This window comes from Bradyrhizobium sp. 154 (genome assembly GCF_023073875.1).
Lineage (GTDB): Bacteria > Pseudomonadota > Alphaproteobacteria > Rhizobiales > Xanthobacteraceae > Bradyrhizobium.
Window position 1 is genome coordinate 118,176 of record NZ_JADPKG010000118.1, and the last position, 22,970, is coordinate 141,145.

Annotated in this window: 24 protein-coding genes; 20 read left to right on the plus strand and 4 right to left on the minus strand. The window is 64.9% G+C overall.

The annotated features are described in order from the left end of the window. Nucleotides 1–3 precede the first annotated feature (3 nt). The 11 genes from argS to surE all read left to right on the plus strand — a co-directional run bounded on the left by argS (nucleotide 4) and on the right by surE (nucleotide 10,851). Entirely contained in the window at nucleotides 4–1,794 is a 1,791-nt protein-coding gene (gene argS / locus IVA92_RS32815; RefSeq protein WP_247276009.1) for an arginine--tRNA ligase, read from the plus strand. 140 nt (nucleotides 1,795–1,934) lie between these two features. Next, nucleotides 1,935–3,509, plus strand: a complete 1,575-nt coding sequence (locus IVA92_RS32820) for an SPOR domain-containing protein (protein ID WP_247276010.1) — start codon at nucleotides 1,935–1,937, stop codon at nucleotides 3,507–3,509. Nucleotides 3,510–3,554: 45 nt separating this feature from the next. Beyond that, nucleotides 3,555–4,583, plus strand: a complete 1,029-nt coding sequence (gene nagZ / locus IVA92_RS32825) for a beta-N-acetylhexosaminidase (RefSeq protein WP_247276011.1) — start codon at nucleotides 3,555–3,557, stop codon at nucleotides 4,581–4,583. After that, on the plus strand, nucleotides 4,580–5,419 hold the full coding sequence (locus IVA92_RS32830; protein ID WP_247276012.1) for a ScpA family protein: 840 nt from the start codon (nucleotides 4,580–4,582) through the stop codon (nucleotides 5,417–5,419). Before nagZ ends, IVA92_RS32830 begins: the two co-directional genes overlap by 4 nt. A gap of 21 nt (nucleotides 5,420–5,440) precedes the next feature. Then, nucleotides 5,441–6,193, plus strand: coding sequence for an SMC-Scp complex subunit ScpB (gene scpB / locus IVA92_RS32835; protein ID WP_247276013.1), 753 nt, complete (start codon nucleotides 5,441–5,443; stop codon nucleotides 6,191–6,193). A gap of 164 nt (nucleotides 6,194–6,357) precedes the next feature. Further along, entirely contained in the window at nucleotides 6,358–6,594 is a 237-nt protein-coding gene (locus IVA92_RS32840) for a twin-arginine translocase TatA/TatE family subunit (protein WP_247276014.1), read from the plus strand. A gap of 89 nt (nucleotides 6,595–6,683) precedes the next feature. Continuing rightward, nucleotides 6,684–7,220 (plus strand): Sec-independent protein translocase protein TatB, encoded by a 537-nt coding sequence (gene tatB, locus IVA92_RS32845; protein WP_247276015.1) that lies wholly within the window; start codon nucleotides 6,684–6,686, stop codon nucleotides 7,218–7,220. Next, nucleotides 7,217–8,029, plus strand: coding sequence for a twin-arginine translocase subunit TatC (gene tatC / locus IVA92_RS32850; protein WP_247276016.1), 813 nt, complete (start codon nucleotides 7,217–7,219; stop codon nucleotides 8,027–8,029). Before tatB ends, tatC begins: the two co-directional genes overlap by 4 nt. Nucleotides 8,030–8,222: 193 nt before the next feature. Further along, nucleotides 8,223–9,554 (plus strand): serine--tRNA ligase, encoded by a 1,332-nt coding sequence (gene serS / locus IVA92_RS32855; protein ID WP_247276017.1) that lies wholly within the window; start codon nucleotides 8,223–8,225, stop codon nucleotides 9,552–9,554. A gap of 59 nt (nucleotides 9,555–9,613) precedes the next feature. Then, nucleotides 9,614–9,976 (plus strand): hypothetical protein, encoded by a 363-nt coding sequence (locus tag IVA92_RS32860; protein ID WP_247276018.1) that lies wholly within the window; start codon nucleotides 9,614–9,616, stop codon nucleotides 9,974–9,976. 107 nt (nucleotides 9,977–10,083) lie between these two features. Beyond that, on the plus strand, nucleotides 10,084–10,851 hold the full coding sequence (gene surE / locus IVA92_RS32865; protein WP_247276019.1) for a 5'/3'-nucleotidase SurE: 768 nt from the start codon (nucleotides 10,084–10,086) through the stop codon (nucleotides 10,849–10,851). Between the two features lie 3 nt (nucleotides 10,852–10,854). On the opposite strand, the gene IVA92_RS32870 is transcribed toward surE, so the two are convergent. Next, nucleotides 10,855–11,226 (minus strand): response regulator, encoded by a 372-nt coding sequence (locus tag IVA92_RS32870; protein ID WP_008547195.1) that lies wholly within the window; start codon nucleotides 11,224–11,226, stop codon nucleotides 10,855–10,857. Between the two features lie 223 nt (nucleotides 11,227–11,449). On the opposite strand from IVA92_RS32870, the gene IVA92_RS32875 reads away from it, so the two are divergent. Then, the gene (locus IVA92_RS32875) at nucleotides 11,450–12,100 is read left to right on the plus strand and encodes a protein-L-isoaspartate(D-aspartate) O-methyltransferase (RefSeq protein WP_247276020.1); all 651 of its coding nucleotides are present in this window, start codon (nucleotides 11,450–11,452) and stop codon (nucleotides 12,098–12,100) included. Nucleotides 12,101–12,209: 109 nt separating this feature from the next. After that, nucleotides 12,210–13,586: a peptidoglycan DD-metalloendopeptidase family protein gene (locus IVA92_RS32880; RefSeq protein ID WP_247276021.1), complete on the plus strand. Its 1,377-nt coding sequence runs from the start codon at nucleotides 12,210–12,212 to the stop codon at nucleotides 13,584–13,586. A gap of 144 nt (nucleotides 13,587–13,730) precedes the next feature. Here IVA92_RS32880 and IVA92_RS32885 read toward each other — a convergent pair whose 3' ends face one another. After that, nucleotides 13,731–14,735 (minus strand): ATP-binding protein, encoded by a 1,005-nt coding sequence (locus IVA92_RS32885; RefSeq protein ID WP_247276022.1) that lies wholly within the window; start codon nucleotides 14,733–14,735, stop codon nucleotides 13,731–13,733. Between the two features lie 181 nt (nucleotides 14,736–14,916). Between IVA92_RS32885 and yajC the strand changes: the two genes are divergently transcribed. The 6 genes from yajC (at nucleotide 14,917) to IVA92_RS32915 (ending at nucleotide 20,575) form a co-directional block, all read left to right on the plus strand. Beyond that, nucleotides 14,917–15,285 (plus strand): preprotein translocase subunit YajC, encoded by a 369-nt coding sequence (yajC, locus tag IVA92_RS32890; RefSeq protein ID WP_247276023.1) that lies wholly within the window; start codon nucleotides 14,917–14,919, stop codon nucleotides 15,283–15,285. Between the two features lie 61 nt (nucleotides 15,286–15,346). Then, nucleotides 15,347–16,951: a protein translocase subunit SecD gene (gene secD / locus IVA92_RS32895; protein ID WP_247276024.1), complete on the plus strand. Its 1,605-nt coding sequence runs from the start codon at nucleotides 15,347–15,349 to the stop codon at nucleotides 16,949–16,951. 10 nt (nucleotides 16,952–16,961) lie between these two features. Continuing rightward, nucleotides 16,962–17,981, plus strand: a complete 1,020-nt coding sequence (secF, locus tag IVA92_RS32900) for a protein translocase subunit SecF (RefSeq protein ID WP_247276025.1) — start codon at nucleotides 16,962–16,964, stop codon at nucleotides 17,979–17,981. A gap of 60 nt (nucleotides 17,982–18,041) precedes the next feature. Then, nucleotides 18,042–18,425 (plus strand): MTH938/NDUFAF3 family protein, encoded by a 384-nt coding sequence (locus IVA92_RS32905; RefSeq protein WP_148777937.1) that lies wholly within the window; start codon nucleotides 18,042–18,044, stop codon nucleotides 18,423–18,425. Then, on the plus strand, nucleotides 18,422–19,285 hold the full coding sequence (locus IVA92_RS32910) for a phytoene/squalene synthase family protein (protein WP_247276026.1): 864 nt from the start codon (nucleotides 18,422–18,424) through the stop codon (nucleotides 19,283–19,285). Before IVA92_RS32905 ends, IVA92_RS32910 begins: the two co-directional genes overlap by 4 nt. Before the next feature lie 45 nt (nucleotides 19,286–19,330). Beyond that, the gene (locus tag IVA92_RS32915; RefSeq protein ID WP_247276027.1) at nucleotides 19,331–20,575 is read left to right on the plus strand and encodes a threonine ammonia-lyase; all 1,245 of its coding nucleotides are present in this window, start codon (nucleotides 19,331–19,333) and stop codon (nucleotides 20,573–20,575) included. A 13-nt stretch (nucleotides 20,576–20,588) separates the two neighbouring features. On the opposite strand, the gene IVA92_RS32920 is transcribed toward IVA92_RS32915, so the two are convergent. Then, complete coding sequence (locus IVA92_RS32920; RefSeq protein ID WP_247276028.1) at nucleotides 20,589–21,767, minus strand: aminotransferase class V-fold PLP-dependent enzyme; 1,179 nt, start codon at nucleotides 21,765–21,767, stop codon at nucleotides 20,589–20,591. 156 nt (nucleotides 21,768–21,923) lie between these two features. Here IVA92_RS32920 and IVA92_RS32925 point away from each other — a divergent pair, with 156 nt between their 5' ends. Beyond that, nucleotides 21,924–22,397, plus strand: a complete 474-nt coding sequence (locus tag IVA92_RS32925; protein ID WP_247276029.1) for a VOC family protein — start codon at nucleotides 21,924–21,926, stop codon at nucleotides 22,395–22,397. 14 nt (nucleotides 22,398–22,411) lie between these two features. Here IVA92_RS32925 and IVA92_RS32930 read toward each other — a convergent pair whose 3' ends face one another. Then, nucleotides 22,412–22,963, minus strand: a complete 552-nt coding sequence (locus IVA92_RS32930; RefSeq protein WP_247276045.1) for a CAP domain-containing protein — start codon at nucleotides 22,961–22,963, stop codon at nucleotides 22,412–22,414. Nucleotides 22,964–22,970: the final 7 nt, after the last annotated feature.

Genomic DNA, 22,970 nt, shown 5'->3' on the forward strand with positions numbered 1-22,970 from the left:
GCCATGCCCGACCCGTCCTCATCCCTGCACCTGTTCGCCGACGTGCTCGCGCGCGTGCACGCCGCCTGCCGGACGCTGGCCGTGGACGCCAGCTGGCCTGAGGGCATCGATTTCTCGCGCGTCGTGGTTGAGCCGCCGCGCGATGCTTCCCATGGCGACATGGCGACCAACGCCGCGATGGTGCTGGCGAAAGAGGCAAAGGCAAAGCCGCGCGATCTCGCCGAGCAGATTGCCGAGCGGCTGCGCACGGATGCGCTGATCGCCAAGGTCGACGTCGCCGGTCCCGGCTTCATCAATTTGACGCTGAAGCCGGCCGCCTGGGCCGAGGCACTGCGCACGGTGCTGCGCGAGGGCGCCGATTACGGCCGCGTCCGCGGCGGCTCCAAGGTCAACGTCGAATACGTCTCGGCCAATCCGACCGGACCGATGCATGTCGGCCATTGCCGCGGCGCCGTGTTCGGCGACGCCCTGGCGAGCCTGCTTCAGTTCGCAGGCCACGACGTCACGCGCGAATATTACATCAACGACGCCGGCGCCCAGGTCGACGTGCTCGCACGCTCCGCGTTCCTGCGATATCGCGAGGCGCTCGGCGAGGACATCGGCGCGATTCCGGAAGGACTCTATCCCGGTGACTATCTGAAGCCGGTCGGCGCTGTGCTGGTGAAGGAGCATGGCGACAAGCTCCGCGGAATGAGCGAGGCCGAGTGGCTGCCGACGGTGCGCGCCAAGGCGATCGCGATGATGATGGAAGAGATCAAGGACGATCTCGCCGCGCTCAACATCCGCCACGACGTGTTCTTCTCAGAGCGCTCGCTGATCGAGAACGGCAACAACCAGGTTGCCGAAACCATCGACTTCCTGTGCGCCAAGGGCGACATCTACGAGGGACGCCTGCCGCCGCCGAAGGGCGCGCCGGTCGAGGATTGGGAAGACCGCGAGCAGTTGCTGTTCAAGGCGACTGCCTACGGCGACGACGTCGATCGTCCGCTGATCAAGTCGGACAATTCCTACACCTACTTCGCCTCCGACATCGCCTACCACAAGAACAAGTTCGACCGTGGTTTTGCGGAGATGATCGACGTCTGGGGCGCCGACCATGGCGGCTACATCAAGCGGATGCAGGCGGCGGTAAAGGCGACGACGTCCGGCAAGGGCGCGCTCGACGTCAAGATCGTGCAGCTCGTGAAGTTGCTGCGCAGCGGCGAGCCCGTGAAAATGTCGAAGCGGAGCGGGGACTTCGTCACCCTGCGTGAGGTGGTAGATGAGGTGGGCCAGGATGCTGTCCGTTTCATGATGCTCTACCGCAAGAACGATGCGGTGCTCGACTTCGACCTCGCCAAGGTCGTGGAACAGTCGCGCGACAACCCGGTGTTCTACGTTCAGTACGGTCACGCCCGCGGCCACTCGATCTTCCGCAACGCGCGGGCTGAGGTGTTCCCGGAACTGCCGGAGGATACCGGCGCGCGGACCGCTTGGCTCAGTGAGTCGGCGGTGGAACGGTTGTCGGACCCGGTCGAACTCGATCTTCTCAAGCGCCTCGCAATTTTTCCGCGCATGCTGGAAGCTGCCGCCGCGGCCCACGAACCGCACCGAATTGCCTTTTATCTCTATGATTTAGCCAGCGAATTTCATGCACTTTGGACGAAGGGGCGCGATTTGCCCTATTTACGCTTCATTATCAATAATGATGCAGATCTTACGAAGGCGCGGCTGGCCATGGTCCAGGGCGTTGTCTCAGTCCTGGCATCGGGCCTCGCCATCCTCGGCGTCCATGCCCCGGACGAGATGCGGTAGTTTGGGGCGAACTACTTAAGAGGAATTCGGGGGTAACCGGCAGAAGCCGGATCGCTTAGACTTGGTTGAAAGCCTTGTGGGTCGAAAGCCGTGCCTTGGTCGAGGGGCGCGCGGCTTTCCCGAAGGGACGCATCATCACGATGGCCGAACGATATCAGGACAGACCGTTTCCCTCCGATGACTATGGTCGCGGTAGCGAGCAGCATGGGAAGGCGGAAAATGATCCCTTGGCCGAGCTCGCCCGTCTGATCGGACAGACCGATCCGTTCGCAGCGCAGTCGCCGCCGACCGCACGCCCGACGGCAGCGCCCGCGCAGAGTTATCGAGAAGACGATTATCGCCAGGACGATGATCGGCAGGTTTATGCCGAGCAGGCCTCACCGCCGCCCGGGCCGCCGTCATGGATGCGGCGCGCCAACGTACAGCCGCAGCCGACAGCCGCGCCGGAGCCCGACTATTCCGTCTCCGTAAACCCGGTTCATCCGTTGCATCGCTATTCGGCCCAGCCGACCGCAGTTGCGCCTGAGCCGGACTTTCATCAATCGCAGGCCCATCAGGATCACGCTTATCAAGCCCAAGCCTATCAGGATCAGGCCCACCAGCAGCACGGTCAGGCTTATCAGGATCAGGCCTATCGGGAGCCGTACGCGCAGCCCGATCCGTCGCGCTATGATGATGCGCTCTATGGCCGGCTCGAGACAGGCGAGCAGGACTACCAGCGCGATCCGGCCTACCCCGACGATCCTTACGCCTACCAGAGCGACTATCCTGAGGCCGAACTTGACGAGCCGAAGAAGCAGCGCGGCGGCATGATGACAGTCGCGGCGATCCTAGCGCTTGCCGTGGTCGGGACTGGTGCTGCCTTCGCCTACAAGACCTATGCGGGCTCGCCCCGCAGCGGCGAGCCGCCGATCATCAAGGCCGACAACACACCGACCAAGATCGTGCCGGCGCCGACGGACTCCTCCGCCAAGATGCCGGATCGCATGGTGAGCGGTGACGGCACCGAGAAGATCGTGCCGCGGGAGGAAGCGCCTGTCGACGTCAATGCCAGAGCGGCTGGTCCCCGCGTGGTGTTCCCGCCGCTGAACCAGAATGCGAATCCACCGTCGGTGGCAAGCGTGTCGCCGTCGATGGTGCCGCCGCCGAGCGCGGGGGCGGCCCCGAGCAACGGCACACTGCCGAACAATTCGCCGCGCTCAATCAGGACGGTGGCTGTGAAGGGTGATCAGACCGATAGCGCTACGCCGCAATCGGCTGCAGCCGCCAAGCCCGCAACTGCGCCAAAACCTGTTGCCGCGCCGCCTGCGCCAATCGCGCCGCGCAATCCACCGACGTCGGCCAATGCCAGCGCCAACCAGCCTTTGTCGCTCGCGCCGCAATCGGGACCGACGGCCGAGCCTCCGCAGCGGATGGCTGCGACCAACCCGACGCAAATTGCGCCCGCCAGCAGCGGTGGGGGCTACATCGTGCAGGTTTCCTCGCAGCAGAGCGAGGAAAGTGCCGCCGCGTCCTATCGGGTGCTTCAGAGCAAGTACGGCAGTGTGCTCGGGTCCCGTTCGCCGGTGATCAAGCGCGTCGACCTCACCGACAAGGGCAAGGGCATCGTCTACCGCGCGTTCGCCGGTCCCTATGGCTCGGCCGAAGAGGCGACGCAGGCATGCAACAGCCTCAAGTCCGCAGGCCTGTCCGCCTGCTTCGTCCAGAGGAATTAACGGCCGTTTCCTTGACCCCCTCGCGGGGCAGGGTTAATCGGCCGTATGAGCACGCGGGCCTTCATTACCGGCGTATCCGGAACGGAACTGACCGCCGCCGAGCGGGAGTTTATCCGCGCCGAACGTCCATGGGGCTTCATCCTCTTCAAGCGTAACGTCGCGGCGCCGGCTCAAGTTGCTGCATTGGTTGCGGAATTGCGGGCAGTGGCGGGTGCTGCCGACGCGCCCGTCCTGATCGATCAGGAGGGCGGACGGGTGCAGCGGCTGGGGCCGCCGCACTGGCCGCTCTATCCGCCGGGAGCCCTATTTGCGAATTTGTACGACACTGATTCGGCGCTCGGGCTTACTGCGGCGCGCCTGAGCGCCCGCCTAATCGCGGCCGATCTCGCCGATCTCGGCATTACGGTGGATTGCTTGCCGCTCGCTGACGTGCCGGTGCCGGGTGCCGATGCCGTCATCGGCAACCGAGCTTATGGCACGGAGCCGGGCAAGGTTGCCGCGATTGCGCGCGCGGTCACCGAGGGGCTGGAGCAGGGCGGCGTGCTGCCGGTTCTCAAGCACATTCCCGGTCATGGCCGCGCCACTGCCGACACCCATTTCAAGCTGCCGACAGTCGACACGCCCCGGGACGAGCTGGAACGGACCGATTTCGCCGCGTTCAAGCCGCTCTCGGATCTGCCAATGGCCATGACTGCACATGTTGTGTTTAGCGCGATCGACGCCGCCCAACCGGCGACGACATCTGCGACAATGATTGCTGACGTGATTCGCGGCACAATCGGGTTCCAGGGTTTGTTAATGAGTGATGACGTGTCGATGAACGCGCTGTCGGGGAATATCGCCGAGCGGACCCGCGCCATCTTCGCGGCTGGCTGCGACGTGGCCCTGCATTGCAACGGTAACATCGAGGAGATGCGCGACGTCGCCAGCCAGACACCCGAACTGTCCGGCAGAGCACTGGAGCGGGCGAAAGCCGCGCTCGCCGCACGCAAGCCGCCGCAGCCGCTGGACCGGGCGGCCGCACGCGCAGAACTGGACGCATTGATCGCACGGGCAAACACGGCATCCGCATGACCGCAGAAATCCTATCCTTCGAAACCGGGCGGCCCGCAGAGCTTGCCGAGGGTGAGCCGGCGTTGGTCGTGGATGTCGAAGGCTATGAGGGCCCGCTCGACCTGTTGCTCGCACTGGCGCGGCAGCAGAAGGTCGACCTCGCCAAGATTTCGATCCTGGCGCTGGCCGACCAGTACCTCCACTTCATCGAGGCTGCGCGGAAAATCCGGCTGGAGCTCGCTGCTGACTATCTCGTGATGGCGGCCTGGCTTGCCTTCCTAAAGTCGCGCCTGCTGCTGCCGGAGCCGCCGAGTGCCGAAGGCCCGAGCGCGGAGCAGATGGCGACTGCGCTCGCCAACCGCCTGCGCCGGCTCGAAGCCATTCGCGAAGCCGCCAATCGGCTGATGAACAGGCCGCAATTGCAGCGCGACATCTTTCCGCGCGGCGAGCCCGAGCACATCGCGGAGATCAAGCATCCGAAATACACGGCGACGCTGTACGACCTGCTCACCGCCTATGCCGCGCAGCGCCAATCGCGCGTGCTGGCGAGCGTGCATCTGGCCAAGCGTACGGTGTGGTCGCTCGCCGAAGCGCGCGCCACGCTGGAACGGCTGGTCGGCAGTATCAGCGAACAGGATGATTGGGGCGTTCTCGACGACTTCCTGATCCGGCATGTCGCCGATCCGACGCAGCGCGCGACGGTGTTCGCCTCGAGCTTCGCCGCCGCGCTCGAACTGGTGCGCGAAGGCCAGCTTGAGCTGAACCAGAAAGAGGCGTTTGCGCCCATCTATTTCCGGAAGGGGCGTCCTAAACCGGTTCCGGACGCAGCTCCTGCGCCCGATGCGCCGGTCGGTTAAGTGCAAGAAGGAGGATCTGCCATGGCAAGCCTGGCTGAAGCGCGGGTAGAAGAGGCCGAGCCGATGGAGAACGAATCCCAGGCACGGCCGGAGGAATTGCGGCTGCTGGAAGCGCTGCTGTTTGCCTCGAGTGAACCGCTGGATACGGCGACGCTGGCCAAGCGGATGCCAGACGGCGTGGACGTCAAGGCGGCGCTTGAGCAGCTCCAGGCCGATTATGCGTCGCGCGGCGTGAATCTCGTGCGCGTCGCCAACAAATGGACCTTCCGCACCGCCGGCGATCTCGCCTGGCTGATGACGCGGGAGAGCACCGAGACCCGCCGTCTGTCGCGCGCGGCGATCGAGGTGCTGGCGATCATCGCTTATCACCAGCCGGTGACGCGCGCCGAGATCGAGGAGATCCGCGGCGTCGTCACCTCGAAGGGCACGTTGGATGTGCTGCTGGAAACCGGCTGGATCAAGCCGCGCGGCCGGCGCAAGACGCCCGGCCGTCCGCTGACCTTCGGCACCACCGAGGAGTTCCTGTCGCAGTTCACTTTGGAACAGCTCGGCGACCTGCCGGGCCTCGAAGAGCTCAAGGGCACTGGCCTGCTGGATTCGCGCCTGCCGACCGGATTCAGCGTGCCGACGCCGTCGGACGACCCGACGCTGCGTGAGGACGAGGATCCGCTGGAACCGGGCGAGGGCCTCGATTTGGCGCTGGCGCCTGCGGTCGAGCCGGAGACGCCGGAAAGCGGCGATGAGGGTGGCAGCCAAGGTGGCGGCGAGGAGTGATGTCCGTCCGTCTACGGGCCCTGCGACCGGTTAACACTAGCAAGATTGCGTAGCGCCGACAGCGAATTGGCGCTGCCTTGGTCCTTGTTTTTGACACCCGCCAAGCCTAGGTTTCGGTAAAGATCGGCCGGGTCCCCGGCCATGCGCGTTTGGAGGGTTGCAGGATGGGTTCACTCAGCATTTGGCACTGGATCTTGGTGATCGCAGTGGTCCTGCTGCTGTTCGGCCGCGGCAAGATTTCGGATCTGATGGGCGACGTGGCGCAGGGCATCAAGGCGTTCAAGAAGGGCATGCAGGACGACGATAAGCCCGCCGACAAGCCCGAGCCGGCCAAGTCCATCGAGCACAACAATGCCGCACCGACCGCGGCACGGTCCGACGTCGGCAGCAAGGCCGTCTGAGCCAGAGAGCACGCCAGAACGCGGGTAGCGGCCCCGATCCTGCGCGCAATGGATTGGGCCGGTTGCGGCTGGCGTGAACGGAAGACCTCATGTTCGACATCGGCTGGAGTGAACTGGTCCTCATCGGGGTCGTGGCCCTGATCGCCATCGGCCCGAAGGAGCTGCCGGGCGTGCTGCGCATGGTTGGGCAGTGGATGGGCAAGGCCCGCAAGATGGCCGCCGAATTCCAGGGCCAGTTCCAGGAAGCGATGCGCGAGGCCGAGATGGCCGACCTCAAGAAGAGCTTCGACGAGGTCAAGGAAGTCGCGACCGGCTTCAATCCGCTGACTTCGCTTCAGAAGGATGTCAGCGACGCGCTACGCGTCGATGCGCTCGACAAGCCGGCCGAGACGCCAGCCAGCGGCGCCGTCGAACCGGCGGCGAGTTCAAGTGAAACGCCGGTGATTTCGAGTGAAGCGCCGGTAACGCCAACGACACCGGAAGCGCCGACGCCCGCGACCTTCATGGAAGCCGAGGCGCACGCAGCAGCGAACGAGCCGCTTGCGATCACCCGTGAGGTCAAGCAGGCCCAGGTCGCGCAAGACACCGCGGCATCCGAAGCGATCAAGGACGCCAAAGCGTCATGACCGACGCCGATATCGAGGCCAGCAAAGCCCCTTTGATGGACCATCTGATCGAGCTGCGGTCGCGGCTGATCAAGGCGCTGCTCGGATTCGGCGTTGCCTTCATCTTCTGCTTCTTCTTCGCCAAGCAGATCTACAACGTGCTGGTCTGGCCGTTCGTGTGGGTCGCGGGTCCCGAGAATTCCAAGTTCATCTACACGGCGCTGCTGGAATATTTCATCACTCAGCTCAAGCTCGCGCTGTTCGGCGCCGGCTTCATCTCGTTCCCGATCGTCGCGACGCAGATCTACAAGTTCGTGGCGCCCGGCCTCTACAAGCACGAGAAGCAGGCCTTCCTGCCGTATCTGGTCGCAACCCCGTTCTTCTTTGTGCTGGGCGCAGCGCTGGTCTATTTCGTCGTCCTGCCGATGCTGGTCCGCTTCTCGCTCGGCATGCAGCAGGCCGGCAGCGACGAGACCGCGCAGATCCAGCTCTTGCCCAAGGTCGGCGAATATCTGTCGCTGATGATGTCGTTGATCTTCGCCTTCGGCATCGCCTTCCAGCTGCCGGTGATCCTGACGCTGCTCGGGCGGATCGGCATCGTCACCTCGAAGATGCTGCGCGAGAAGCGCCGCTATTTCATCGTCATCGCCTTCGTCATCGCGGCCGTGCTGACGCCGCCCGACGTGCTCAGCCAGTGCTCTCTGGCGTTTCCCTTGCTAGCGCTCTACGAGGGTTCGATCATCGCGGTGGCGATGGTGGAGAAGAAGGCCGCGGCCTCGCGGGCGGCCACTGGCACCGACGTGTCGACGCCGGCCAATCCGGCGGAGTAGAGGACGGCCAGCCCATCGGCGTCATTCCCCGCGAAGGCGGGGATTCCAGTACGCAGCAGCCCGTCGAGAAATCACGACTGTCTCTGGAATACTGGATCATCCGCCTTCGCGGATGATGACAGCCGTGCTAGGAGACCCGCTAACTTGCAACGTTCAACGTTGCATGTTTACGCGCTTCCCCAGGACCACCGCCATGCACGACATCAAATCGATCCGCGACAATCCGCAAGCCTTCGACGCCGGCCTCGCACGGCGCGGCCTGAAGCCGATGTCGGCCTCGCTGCTCGCGATTGACGAGAAGCGGCGCGCGGCGATCCTGGCGTCGGAGCAGGCACAGGCACGGCGCAACGCGGCCTCGAAAGAAATTGGCGATGCTAAGAAAGCCAAGGACGAGGCGCGCGCCGCCAAGCTGATGGCCGAAGTGGCCGAGCTCAAGACGACGATGCCGCAGCTCGAAGCCGCGGCCAAAGCTGCCGATGAGGAGCTGACGAAAGAGCTGTCGGCGATTCCGAACATTCCGTTCGATGACGTGCCCGACGGTGTCGACGAGCGCGGCAACGTGCAGCACCACATATTCGGCAACAAGCGCAACTACGCATTTGCCCCGAAGCTGCATGACGATCTCGGCACCGCGCTCGGCTACATGGATTTCGAGGCGGCGGCAAAACTCTCCGGGGCGCGTTTCGTCGTGCTGAAGAAGGGGCTGGCGCGGCTCGAACGCGCCATCGGCCAGTTCATGCTCGACCTGCACACCACCGAGCACGGCTACACCGAAATCAATCCGCCGCTTCTGGTGCGCAACGAGGTGATGTTCGGCACCGGGCAGCTGCCGAAATTCGAGGACGATCAGTTCTGGGCGATCAAGGGCGAACTGCTGGCTGCGCCCGACCATGAGCGGCTGAAGACCGAGCGCCTCGGTCTGATCCCGACCGCAGAAGTGTCGCTCACCAACCTCGCGCGCGAATCCATTCTCGACGAAAAGCAATTACCGATGCGCCTCACCGCGCTCACGCCGTGCTTCCGCGCCGAGGCGGGCGCCGCCGGGCGCGACACCCGCGGCATGATCCGCCAGCATCAGTTCACCAAGGTCGAGCTGGTCTCGATCACGACGCCCGAGACCAGCAAGGACGAGCTGGAGCGGATGCTGTCCTGCGCCGAGCAGGTGTTGCAGAAGCTCGACCTGCATTATCGCGTGATGACGCTCTGCGCAGGAGATATGGGATTTTCGTCGCAGAAAACCTATGACATCGAGGTCTGGATGCCCGGGCAGGGCGACGGCGGCATGTTCCGCGAGATCTCGAGCTGCTCGGTCTGCGGCGACTTTCAGGCGCGGCGCATGGATGCGCGCTCGCGCGGGCCGGACGGCAAGCCGCGCTTCGTGCACACGCTGAACGGCTCCGGCACCGCGGTCGGCCGCGCGCTGATCGCGGTGATGGAGACCTATCAGCAGGAGGACGGCTCGATCGCGATTCCTAGTGTGCTCCAGCCCTATATGGGCGGGCTGAAGGTGATCGCGCGCGAGTAGGGTTGCGAAGATCGCCCGGCCGGCTATCCTGCCGGCCCCGCAACGCGAAACTACCCTTCATGGCCTTGCACCGCGACATCTTCTGGGTCGGCCGACAATGGGCGGTGACGGGTGCCGGCATCCAGGCCGTCGATCAGCGCCTGCGCGGCGTGCTCGACATCGAGATCGCGCGGCTCTGGGACGACGATCTCGTGGGGAGCCGGCGGGCCAAGCCTGGGGTCAATACTGCGGATTTCGACAAGGCGCTGGCCGTGGCGCGCGAACGCTTTCCGCAGGCGCCGGCGTCCGACCCGTTCGTCGCGCAACTGGTGGCACTCGGCGTCGTCGAAACTCCCGTCGTGAGCCCCGTTGTGCCGGCGATGCAGCTGCGTACCGAGGGCCGGCTGGCGCGTTTTCTGCCGCAATGGCGCATCCGCCGGTAGCAGAATGAGGCCGGAACCTGGCCGTCGGGGCCCAATCGGCCGGTTTGCCTGATTGGGCATAGCCGGATAAGACGGCTCAGACCCGCTTTCTGGAATCGACCTTTCGCATGCGTATTCTCTGCACCAATGACGATGGCATCCACGCCCCCGGGCTCAAGGTCGTGGAGGAGATCGCGCGCGCCTTGTCGGACGACGTCTGGGTGGTGGCACCGGAGCTCGACCAGTCCGGCGTGTCGCATTCGCTGTCGCTGAACGACCCGTTGCGCCTGCGCGAGGTCGGGCCGCGGCACTTCGCCGTGCGCGGTACGCCGACCGACTGCGTCATCATGGGCGCGCGCCACATCCTCGGGCCAAAATTGCCGGACGTCGTGCTGTCCGGCGTCAACAAGGGACGCAACGTCGCCGAGGACGTGGTCTATTCCGGCACCATCGCCGGCGCGCTGGAAGGCACCATCCTGGGGCTGCCTTCATTCGCGCTGTCGCAGGAATTCAGCGTCGAAACCCGCGAGCGGCCGCCGTGGGACACCGCCCGCAAGTTCGGGCCCGACATCCTGCGCAAGGTGATCGCCGCAGGCATCCCGAAGGACACGGTGATCAACGTCAACTTCCCGTCGTGTGCGCCGGAGGATGTGCTCGGCATCCGCGTCACGCGCCAGGGCAAGCGCAATCTCGGCTTCCTCAGGATCGACGAGCGCAGGGACGGCCGCGGCAATCCCTATTTCTGGATCGGCTTCGAGCGCACGGCGATGATGGACACGCCCGCAGACGGCACCGATCTCGCAGCACTTCGCGAGCGCTACGTCTCGGTCACGCCGCTCAGGCTCGATCGCACCAACGAAGCGTTTTCAGAAGAATTGAGCGCGACGCTGAAGTAGCGCCTATCCGCCGCGAAGCGCGGCTTCGATGGTCTTGCCAAGCGCGTCGAGCTGGAACGGCTTCTGGAGCGCCGGCCGATCGCGGTACTGTTCGGGCAGGCCGGAGGAGCCGTAGCCGGTGGCGAAGATGAAGGGGCAGCCCTTTGCCTTGATGACATCGGCGACCGGCGAAATGACTTTGCCGTTGACGTTGACGTCGAGAATGGCGATGTCGAACTCGGTCGCCTGGGCGAGCCGCATGGCCTCGGTGATATCGCCGGCCTCGGCTGCGACCTTGTAACCGAGCTCTTCGAGCATGTCCGCAACCATCATCCTGATCATCACCTCGTCCTCGACGAGGAATACAGAGCGGCCGGAAAGCCCCGTCGCGGTCATGATTGAGTCCTTGCCCATTCCCAAAAACGTTCGCAGATAACATGAATCGACGCAATGCGCGTTTTGACGAACGGACGCCTGAAAATGGCGATCACGACTGGTTGTTGCACGCCGATCCGTGATCAAATATCCAGCCGAATGGTATCATGAGTTCCCCATCAAGGAACAAGATTCTCGCGCCCGGGTTGGCCCTAACTGGCCTGACAAGACAGCACTTGCAACGATGACCACCCATCAACCTCCGCCGGAAAAGATGATGTTTCAGCTCACGCTGAGGCGCCGGGGCATCAGCAATCAGGCCGTGCTGCGGACCATGGAGGAGGTGCCGCGCGAACTGTTCGTCGACGATGCCGACCGCGAGGGTGCCTATCGCGACAGTGCGCTGCCGATCGCCTGTGGGCAGACCATCAGCCAGCCCTTCGTCGTCGCCTACATGACCGAGCAACTCCAGCTCCAGAAGCGGCACCGCGTGCTCGAGATCGGCACCGGCTCCGGTTATCAGGCCGCCGTGCTGTCGCGGCTCGCAGGACAGGTACTCACGGTCGAGCGCTACCGCAAGCTCGCGGAGACTGCACGCGCGAGGCTCGAAGAGCTCGGCTGCCACAATGTCGAGGTGTTGCTGGGCGACGGCCTCAATTTGCCGGCCAATATCGGCCCGTTCGACCGCATCATCGTCACCGCCGCGATGGAGCAAATTCCAGAGAACCTGATCGAGCGGCTGGATGTCGGGGGCATCCTGATCGCACCGGTCGGACCGCATCAGGGCGTGCAGACGCTGACTCGCCTCAGCCGGACCGAGGCGGGGATCGAGCGCAAGGAACTCGTCGAGGTCCGCTTCGTGCCGGCGCTGCCTGGCGTGGCACGGGAGCTGTAGAACTCCGGATTGGCTGCGCCGCCAACATCTTATTGGGAGGGTTAAGCCGTTATTTACTCGGCGCGTGTTTACTTAAAACACCAGTTCTGTTGCGTACGAGTGAGTAACCATGTCCGCTGTCGCCGAGTTGCTTTACTCGCGCCGCGTGCCGCAGGTCGCGGTGCTGGCGCTGATCTCCATCAGTTTTGCGGGGTGCAGCGCCGATATGTCGTCGCGGCTGTCCCAGTCGAATTTCTCCAATCCTTTCGCCTCGGAATCCACCGGTTCGGTGCAGCAGGCGCCACCGCCGCAACGTGAGTTGCCGCAATATGCGCGGCCACAGACGCAGCCTGGTTCCTATCAGTCCCAGCCCCTGCCGCCGCCGGCGGTGTCCGCGCCGCAATCCTATCCCGTCGCCTCTGGCGGCGGAGTGTCCGGTGGCGGACGGGGCGTCAGCTCCTATGCGCCGCCGGCGCAGCCGCATCTCGAGACAACGGCGACCGTGCCGCCGCGCTCGGTTGCAGCGGCCCAACCGGCTGGCGGCACCAAGATCATCGTCGGCACCAGCGACACGCTCGACGTCCTCGCCAAGCGCTATCATGTCACCCCGCAGGCGATCCTCGCCGCCAACGGCTACAAGGGACCGCGCACGCTCTCGCCCGGCCAGCAGCTGATCATTCCGCATGCAGCCACGGCCGCTGCGCCCGCGCCGGCTCCCGTCGCGGCGGCGCCTGCGGCGAAGGCGGTTGCCGTTGTCGCTGCGCCCCCGAGCACGCACTTCGTCAACCGCGGCGACACGCTCGCCAGCATCGCCCGCAAGAACCACATCTCCGCGGCCGAGCTGGCGCGCGCCAATGGTCTCGACCCTTCGGCCAAGCTCAAGCTCGGCACCAAGCTGACCGTGCCCGGTGCCAAGACCGCCGCCGTCGCCGTGCCGGCTGCTGCGGCTCCAGTCGCGGCCGCGCCGGTTGCAGGAACGCTCCAGCCCGTCGCGGCCGCTCCGGTGCCTGCCACCAAGATAGCTGCCGCCGCGCCGGCGCAGAGCGCGCGCCTCGCCCAAGCCACGGCCAATGTCGAAGAGAAGGCCGCCGAGACGCCGGCGAAGGCTGCGGACGCCACCGGCGCGCTGCCGACCTTCCGCTGGCCGGTGCGCGGCAAGGTGGTCACGAGCTATGGTGCCAAGACCAATGGCAAGTCCAATGACGGCATCAACCTTGCGGTGCCCGAGGGGACGCCGGTGAAGGCGGCTGAAGACGGCGTCGTCGCCTATTCCGGCAATGAGCTGAAAGGTTACGGCAATCTCGTCCTGGTTCGGCACTCCAACGGCTACGTCACCGCATATGCCCATGCGAGTGAGCTGCTGGTGAAGCGCGGCGATACCATCAAGCGCGGTCAGGTCATTGCCAAGTCGGGTCAATCCGGGGAGGTGGCCTCGCCGCAGCTCCACTTCGAGATCCGCAAGGGATCGAGCCCGGTTGATCCGCTTCAATTCCTGAACGGGGCGTGAGGCCTAAATAGCCGCCGCAACAAGGGGGGCGTCGCCTGACGACTCAATACGCCGCGGCCTCTCGGTCGATCACAAACGTCTCTGGAATACTGGATCGCCCGCCTTCGCGGGCGATGACGGTTGTGGGCGGTGCGATGCTGTCCGCTAATTCACGGTCAGCTTCACGCCGAGCCGGCCCGCCAGCTCCTGCACGAACTGCCAGGCGACGCGGCCTGAGCGCGAGCCGCGCGTGGTCGACCATTCGAGCGCTTCGCGCTCCAGCGCCTCGTCGTCGACCTTGATGCCGAAATGGCTGCAATAGCCGCGCACCATGGCGAGATACTCGTCCTGGCTGCAACGGTGGAAACCCAGCCAGAGGCCGAAGCGATCCGACAGCGAGACCTTCTCCTCGACCGCTTCGCCGGGATTGATCGCGGTCGAACGCTCGTTCTCGATCATCTCGCGCGCCAGCAGATGGCGGCGGTTGGAGGTCGCGTAAAGGATGACGTTCTCCGGCCGGCCTTCGATGCCGCCTTCGAGCACGGCCTTGAGCGACTTGTAGGACGCATCATTGCCATCGAAGGAGAGATCGTCACAGAACACGATGAAGCGAAAGGAGGAGGCGCGCAAGCACTCCATCAGCGCGGGCAGGCTTTCGATGTCCTCGCGATGGATCTCGATCAGCTTCAGCTTGTCGGCCGGTTTGCGCTCCGCGTTGATGCTGGCATGCGCCGCCTTCACCAGCGATGACTTGCCCATGCCGCGCGCACCCCAGAGCAGGGCGTTGTTGGCGGGCAGGCCATTGGCGAAGCGCTCGGTGTTCTCCATCAAGATGTCGCGCATCCGGTCGACGCCCTTCAGCAGGAACAGCTCAACGCGGCTGACCCGCGGCACGGCCGCAAGGCGGCCGTCGGGATGCCAGACATAGGCGTCGGCTCGTTCGAACGACTCAGGCACGACCATTGGCTTGCCCTGGGCGGCAAGGTGCGCCGCGATGGTCTCGAGCGCGCGAACGATGCGGTCCTGGGGGAGGTCCGCAACGGCCTTGACGGGGGCCTTGACGGCGCTCTTGGTCGTCCCCTTGAGGCGTTTTGCCGCGACGCGGGCGGGCACTCGGGCAGGGGTGCGGGGGCCTTTGCCGGCCGGGCTTTTGCTGAGGTTTTTGGGCATGTCCGAAGTTCCTGAGAACGCAGCCTTATCGGGCCTGAGGACGCGCCGCAAGGTGGCCAAAAGGGCGGTCTGGCAGCGTTGCAATTGGGGCAATGGCCGCTATAGTCCGCGCGAATTTGACCGAACCGGTCGCCTTTGTGGGCATGACCGGCTTTCTCCCGTTCTCACGAGGATCGTCCGAATGCTGATTACCCCTGCGTATGCCCAGGCTGCGGGCGCCGGCGACACCAACAGCATGTTGATGTCGCTGCTGCCGTTCGCCCTGATCTTCGTGATCATGTACTTCCTGATTCTGCGTCCGCAGCAGAAGAAGGTCCGCGACCACGCAGATCTCGTGAAGAATATCCGCCGCGGCGACACGGTGGTGACCTCGGGCGGCCTCGTCGGCAAGGTCACCAAGGTCGTCGACGACGACCAGATCGAGTTCGAAATCTCCGACGGCGTGCGCGTGCGGCAGATGCGCCAGATGATCTCAGGCGTGCGCGCCAAGGGCGAGCCGGCCAAAGAATCCGCCAAGGAAAGCGTCAAGGACGACAGTTCGGCGAAGTGAGTGCTTCCCGCGAGTCTTTAATAGGTCTCCTGCAAGTCTCCTGATCTGACAGGTCTAGTCGATGTTGTATTTCACGCGGTGGAGGGCGCTGGGGATTGTCCTGACGGCGCTGATCGTGTGCCTCTGCGCGGTCCCCAACTTTTTTCCTGAGGCGCAGGTCAAGACCTGGCCCGCCTGGGCCCAGCGCCGGCTCGTGCTCGGCCTCGACCTCCAGGGCGGCTCCTATCTGCTGCTCGAGGTCGACTCCGCCTATGTCAAGAAAGAGAGGCTCGATCAGGTCCGCGATGACGTTCGCCGGACGCTGCGCGATGCCAAGATCGGCTTCACCGGCGGCGTTACCGTGCGCAACGACGCCGTCGAGGTTCGTATCACCAAGGAATCCGATGCGCAGGCCGCACTCGCCAAGCTGCGGGAGTTGTCACAGCCGCTGGGCGGCCTCATGGGATCGAGCGGCCAGCGCGACCTTGAGGTCACCGATGCCGGTGGCGGCGTGATCCGCCTGAGCATCCCGCAGGCCGCGATGCTCGATCGCATGCGCAAGACCATCGAGCAGTCGATCCAGATCGTCGAACGCCGCGTCAACGAGCTCGGCACCGTCGAGCCCGTGATCCAGCGCCAGGGCAACGACCGCATCCTGGTGCAGGTCCCCGGCCTCCAGGACCCAACGCGCCTGAAGGAATTGCTGGGCAAGACGGCGAAAATGGAATTCCGCATGGTTGACACCTCCGTGCCGCCGGATCAGGCGCAGCAGGGCAGGTTGCCGCCGGAATCCGAACTGTTGATGAGCGCGTCCCCGCCGCCGACACCTTATGTGGTCAAGAAGCAGGTGCTGGTCGCCGGCGGCGACCTGACCGACGCCCAGGCAAGCTTCGACCAGCGCACGGGTGAGCCGGTCGTCAGCTTCAAGTTCAATACGTCGGGCGCGCGCAAATTCTCTCAGGCGACCCAAGAGAATGTGGGACTGCCGTTCGCGATCGTGCTCGACAACAAGGTGATCTCGGCGCCCGTCATCCGCGAGCCGATCACCGGCGGCCAGGGCCAGATCTCCGGCAATTTCACCGTGCAATCGGCCAACGATCTCGCGATCCTCTTGCGCGCCGGTGCGCTGCCGGCGCCGCTTACGGTGGTCGAGGAACGCACCGTCGGTCCGGGTCTCGGCCAGGACTCGATCGAGAAAGGTGAGCTTGCGGCCTATGTCGGCTCGATCCTCGTCATCGTGTTCATGCTTGTGACCTACCGGCTGTTCGGCGTGTTCGCGAACGTCGCGGTGGCGATCAACGTCGCGATGATCTTCGGCCTGCTGTCGCTGCTCAACGCCACGCTCACGCTGCCCGGCATCGCCGGCATCGTGCTTACCGTCGGCATCGCCGTCGACTCCAACGTGCTGATCTACGAGCGCATCCGCGAGGAGCTGCGCGCCGGCCGCAACGCAATCTCGGCGATCGACGCCGGCTTCAAGCGGGCGCTGGCGACCATCCTCGATTCCAATATCACTACCTTCATTGCTGCCGCCGTGCTGTTCTACATCGGCACCGGCCCGGTGCGCGGCTTTGCCGTGACGCTCGGCATCGGCATCATCACCACGGTGTTCACCGCCTTCACCCTGACCCGGCTGATCGTCGCCTGGTGGGTGCGGTGGAAGCGGCCGCAGAGCGTGCCGATCTAGGAGCCTGATCGTGACTCACACCGTTCTCATCGGGCTCGGCGTCCTCATTGCCATTCTCACCGTGGTCGCGGCCCTCGGCCTCTTGCCGTCGCTGCGCATCGTCCCGGACGATACGCATTTCGACTTCACGCGCTTCCGCCGCATCAGCTTCCCGATCTCGGCGGCGCTGTCGATCGTTGCGATCACGCTGTTCTTCACCCACGGCCTGAATTTCGGCATCGACTTCCGCGGCGGCACCTTGCTCGAGGTGCAGGCCAAGTCCGGTACCGCCGACATCGCGGCGATGCGCACGACGCTCGACGGCCTGCGTCTCGGCGAAGTCCAGCTGCAGCAATTCGGTGGTCCCGCGGATGTTCTGATCCGCGTTGCGGAGCAGCCCGGCGGCGACGCTGCCCAGCAAGAGGCCGTGCAGAAGGTCCGCACTGCGCTTGGCGACTCCGTCGAATACCGCCGGGTCGAGGTGGTCGGCCCGCGCGTGTCCGGTGAGCTCTTGGCCTACGGCATGCTCGGCCTGATGCTCGCGATCATCGCGATCCTGATCTATCTCTGGTTCCGATTCGAATGGCAGTTCGCGCTGGGCGCGATGATCGCCAACGTGCACGACATCGTGCTCACGATCGGCTTCATGTCGATCAGCCAGGTCGATTTCGATCTGACCAGTATCGCCGCGCTGCTGACCATTCTCGGCTATTCGCTCAACGACACCGTCGTCATCTACGACCGCATCCGCGAAATGCTGCGGCGCTACAAGAAGATGCCGATGCCCCAGCTGCTCAACGAGTCCATCAACTCGACGCTGTCGCGCTCGATCATCACCCACGTGACGGTGACGCTGGCACTGCTCGCGCTATTGCTGTTCGGCGGTCATGCCATCCACAGCTTTACCGCGGTGATGATGTTCGGTGTGGTGCTGGTCGGCACCTACACCTCGATCTTCATCGCGGCCCCGATTCTGATCTATCTCGGCGTCGGCGAGCATCGCGAGGATGCACCCGATACGGCAACGCCGGCGAAGAAAAATAAGGCATGATCCGAACCGCACACGCTCGCACGCGTTTGCGGGGGTAGTAAGCCAATTCGGGCGGAGCTCATGGCCGGCGACCCCAACGCACCCCACTTCCCGCGCTCGGCGCCGATTGAGGCCTATGGCAAGGGCGGCTTCGCCTTCGCCGGCATGTCACATCGGGGATCGCTGCTGTGCCTGCCGGACGCGATCTGGGCCTGGGACGTGACGGATCCCACCAGGATCGACCGCTACTCCTTGGATCGCGTGTTCGCGGCCGCCAACAGCATCGACACGCTTCTGGTTGGCACCGGAACGGGGGTTTGGCTGCCGCCGCCGGAACTGCGCCAGGCCTTGAAGGCGGTGAGGGTGGTGCTGGATACGATGCAGACCGGTCCCGCCGTGCGCACCTACAACATCATGATCGGCGAGCGGCGCCGCGTCGCGGCCGCGCTGATCGCAGTGCCATGAGCAGCACCGCGCCGCCACCCGACTCGGTTGCCTTCTGCGCCGATCTCGTGCGTAGCCACGACTTTCCGCGTTATGTTGCGACGCTGTTCGTACCCGCCGCAGAGCGCCGCGCGCTGCTGGCGCTCTATGCGTTCAATGCCGAGATCGTGCGGGTTCGCGACCAGGTGAGCCAGCCCTTGCCCGGCGAGATTCGCCTGCAATGGTGGACCGACATGCTGTCAGGTCATGTCCATGGCAGCGCCGAGGGCAATCCGGTGGCGGCGGAGTTGCTCCGCGCGATCCGCGATTACGACCTGCCGGTCGAGCCGCTGTCGCTGCTCGCCGACGAGCACCAGTTCGATCTCTACAACGATCCGATGCCGACCATGGCGGCACTGGAGGGCTATCTGGCGGCGACCTCATCGGCGCTGTTTGCTCTCGCAGCCCGGATCATGGCGCCGCCGTCGGAGTCGGTCGAGCATCTCGCCCGTCATGCCGGGCTGACCCAGGGTATCGTCCAGGTCATTGCCAACCTGCCGCGTGATGCCGCGCACCGGCGATTGTTCCTGCCACAGCAGGTGCTGGCGAGCCACAACTGCAACGTGGAGGATGTGTTCGCCGGCAAGGCGACGCCGGGTCTGCGCGCCGTGCTGGACCAACTCGCAGGCGAGGCGCGGCAGCATCTGACCACGGCCTCGTCGCTGCTGCCGCAGGTACCGCCGTCCGTGCGGCCTGCGTTTCTGCTGCTGAGCCAGGTCCGGGCCGATCTCAAGCGCCTGTCCCTACCTGGGCGCAATCCGTTCGCGCCGCAGCCGGCCTCGCGGCTGCGCACGCTGTGGACGCTGTGGCGGGCTTCGCGCTCCAGGGAGTTTACCAAATAGGAGCGGGCTTATCGCCTGAGGCGGCCAAATGCTCTATGCTGTCCTATGGCTGACTTGTCCCAAAGCTTGACCTCCGATCTCGGCGACTTTCCGGTTGCACCAAGCGACATCCATGCGGCCGCCGAGACCATTCGGGGTGCCCTCGTCGAAACGCCCTGTAGCTACAGCCGGACGCTGAGCAACATCTGCGGCTGCGACATCTGGCTCAAATTCGAGAACCTTCAATTCACCTCCTCGTTCAAGGAGCGCGGCGCCCTCAACCGGCTCGCCGCGCTGAGGCCGGAGGAGCGTGCGCGCGGCGTCATCGCGATGTCGGCGGGTAATCACGCACAGGGCGTCGCCTATCACGCGAGAAGGCTCAACATTCCCGCCACCATCGTCATGCCGATCGGCACGCCCATGGTGAAGATCGAAAACACGAAGCATCACGGCGCGGAGGTGGTGGTCACCGGCGCGACCCTGGAGGAGGCGGCCGCGTTCGCGCGGAGCCACGGTGAGGCGCGCGGCATGATCTTCGTCCATCCCTATGACGATCCGCTGGTGATCGCCGGGCAAGGCACCGTCGGGCTGGAGATGATGAAGGCAGTGCCGGAACTCGATACGATGGTCGTCCCGATCGGCGGCGGCGGGCTGATCAGCGGCATCGCCATTGCCTCCAAGTCCATCAAACCGTCGCTACGAATCCTGGGCGTCGAAGCCTGGCTCTATCCTTCGATGTACAACGCCATCCATGATGGGAATCTGCCGGCGCGCGGCGACACGCTCGCCGAAGGCATCGCGGTCAAATCGCCCGGCACGATCACCACCGAGATCGTCCGCCGCCTCGTCGACGACATTGCCCTCGTGAACGAAGCGGAGCTCGAGCGCGCTGTGGCGACCCTGATCTCAATCGAGAAGACGGTGGTCGAGGGTGCCGGTGCCGCCGGCCTTGCCGCGCTGATGTCCGATCCATCCCGCTTCGCCGGCCAGAAAGTGGGCCTGGTGCTGAGCGGCGGCAACATCGATACGAGGCTGATCGCCTCGGTCCTGACCCGTGAACTGGCGCGCGAGGGGCGACTGACCCAGCTTTCACTCGATATTCCTGACCGGCCCGGGCAATTGGCCGCGGTGGCCGCGCTACTCGCTGAAGCCGGTGCCAACATCATCGAGGTCTCGCATCAGCGGACGTTCTCAGACCTGCCGGCCAAGGCGACGCTGCTACAACTGGTCATCGAGACCCGCGACAGCGCCCATCTCGACGAGGTGATGGCAAGGCTCAGCGCGTCCGGGTTGAGCGCGCGCTGCACCTGAGCGGCGCGCCCGGCTATCGCGGTGCTAAACCCGCGAGGTGCCCGATCAGTCCGTCGATCTCGGCTTCCGTGTTGTAATAGTGCGGAGAAGCGCGCACGACCGGCGGCAGCGCGCGGATTTCTGCGTCGATGCGGGTGCTCGACGGATCCGAGGCGCCGATCGTGATCCCGGCCGCAGCGGCGCTGCTGACGATGGCATCCGCTTCATGTCCATCCATCGTGAAGCTGACGATGGCGCCCGGCGTGCGGCCGAGGTCGCGTATCTTGATGCCGCGAATGCAGGCGAGGCCGCTGCGAAGACGGTCTGCAAGCAGGCGGCAGCGCTGTTCGATCGGACCAAGGCCGATCGCGAGGGCATAATCGACGGCAGCTCCCAGGCCGAGCCGGGCCGCGTAGTTGTTTTCCCAGGTTTCGAAACGGCGCGCATCATCGCGGAGTCGATATTCATCGCGCGAGACCCAGGGCGCGGCGAAATGGTCGATCATCGGCGGCTCGAGCCCTTGCAGCATCGCTCTGCGGACATAGAGAAAGCCGGTGCCGCGCGGGCCGCGCAGGAATTTGCGCCCCGTGGCCGACAGCATATCACAGCCGATGGCTTCGACATCGACCTCCATCTGACCGATCGCCTGGCAGGCGTCGAGCAGATAGGGAATGCCGTGTGCCCGCGCGGTCCTGCCGACGGCCGCCGCAGGATTGACCAGCCCGCCATTTGTTGGAGCCCAGGTGATGGCGATCAGCTTCACGCGCTCGTCGAGCATGCGTTCGAGCGCCTGAACATCAAGCTCGCCGCTGGCATCGCTTGGCACGACTTCGATGACCGCGCCTGTACGTTTGGCGACTTGAAGGAACGCAACATAATTGGCGGCATATTCCGCCTCTGCGGTCAGGATGCGATCGCCCTTGCGAAACTGAAGAGCATAGAACGCCATCTGCCAGGCAACGGTTGCGTTCTCCACGAGGGCGATCTCATCTGGTGCGGCATTGAGCAGCCGCGCCGCCGAGCCGTAGACCGCTTCAAGGCGGCGCGCTTCCTGATCGGCGGCGGCATAGCCGCCGATATCGCTCTCCAGATCGATGTGCTGCTTCATCGCCGCGACTACGGCCGCCGGCATAAGTGCCGCGCCGGCGTTGTGGAGATACGCGAGCCGGGAGGCGGCCGGCGTGTCGGAACGTATCTGGTCGATATCGATCAAGTGAGAGCGAGAGCCTGCTAATTTGGGGTCCTGAAGCTAAGACACAATGACGCACGCGCGCAAGACGGGCAAAGCGAAGGTGCGGCTGGAGCAGGCCGATCCAGATGCCTATGCTGAGAGAGCGTGATGGCGTTGGGGAAACTGAAAGGAAGCGCGATGGCGAAGAACACGATCTGCCTCTGGTACGACAAGGACGCCGAGGCTGCTGCAAGCTTTTATGCCAAGACCTTTCCGGACAGCGCCGTGACTGCCGTTCACCGCGCGCCCAGCGATTACCCGTCCGGCAAGGCGGGCGATGTTTTGACCGTCGAATTCACCGTGGCTGGCGTTGCTTGTCTCGGCCTCAATGGCGGTCCCGTGTTCAAGCACAACGAAGCCTTCTCGTTCCAGATCGCCACTGACGATCAGGAGGAGACAGATCGCTACTGGAACGCCATCGTCGGCAATGGCGGGCAGGAGAGTGCGTGTGGCTGGTGCAAGGACAGATGGGGCGTTTCCTGGCAGATCACGCCGCGTGTATTGATCGAAGCGCTGGCGGCCGGCGGCCCTGAGGCCAAGCGCACCTTCGACGCGATGATGGGGATGACGAAGATCGACGTCGCCGCCGTCGAGGCAGCGCGCCGCGGCTGAAAGTTGCCCTGGCCTCAGATACAGAGGCTGAGCAGCTTGATGTGGCAACCGCTGGATTTGGGCTTGCCTGCGGGCGCGGCCTCGCGCTTCACGGCAACCAGCGGCTCCTTGTCCTTCTTTCTTTTGCCCTTCGGCTCGTAATCGCCGGCGATCACCATCGCCCAATAGGTGCGCTTGCCGCTGGCGTTCTTGGCGCTCGCGACGCCGACGCGCGAGGCGTTATGCAGCAGCAGGTTCTTGCGGTGCCCGGAGGAGTCGATCCACTGTCCCAGGGTTTTCTCGAAATTGTCGTAGCCGTAGGCGATGTTCTCGGCGGCGCGGCCCGCACCGGCCGGAGCGACGCGGCGGTTGAACGGGCCGAGTGCGTCATGGTTGAGGTCGTCCTTGGCCGCCATCGCGCGGGCCTGGTCCATGGCGATACGATCGAGCGTGGCGTCGCGCAGGACGCGGACCTCTCCATGCTTGAGGCGGAAGCTCGAGATCAGCTCGGCCGGGGATTCCGCCATTGCGGGCGCTCCTGTGAGCAGCAGAAGGCCGGCGATCACCCCGCCAACCACACGATGCATCATCGTC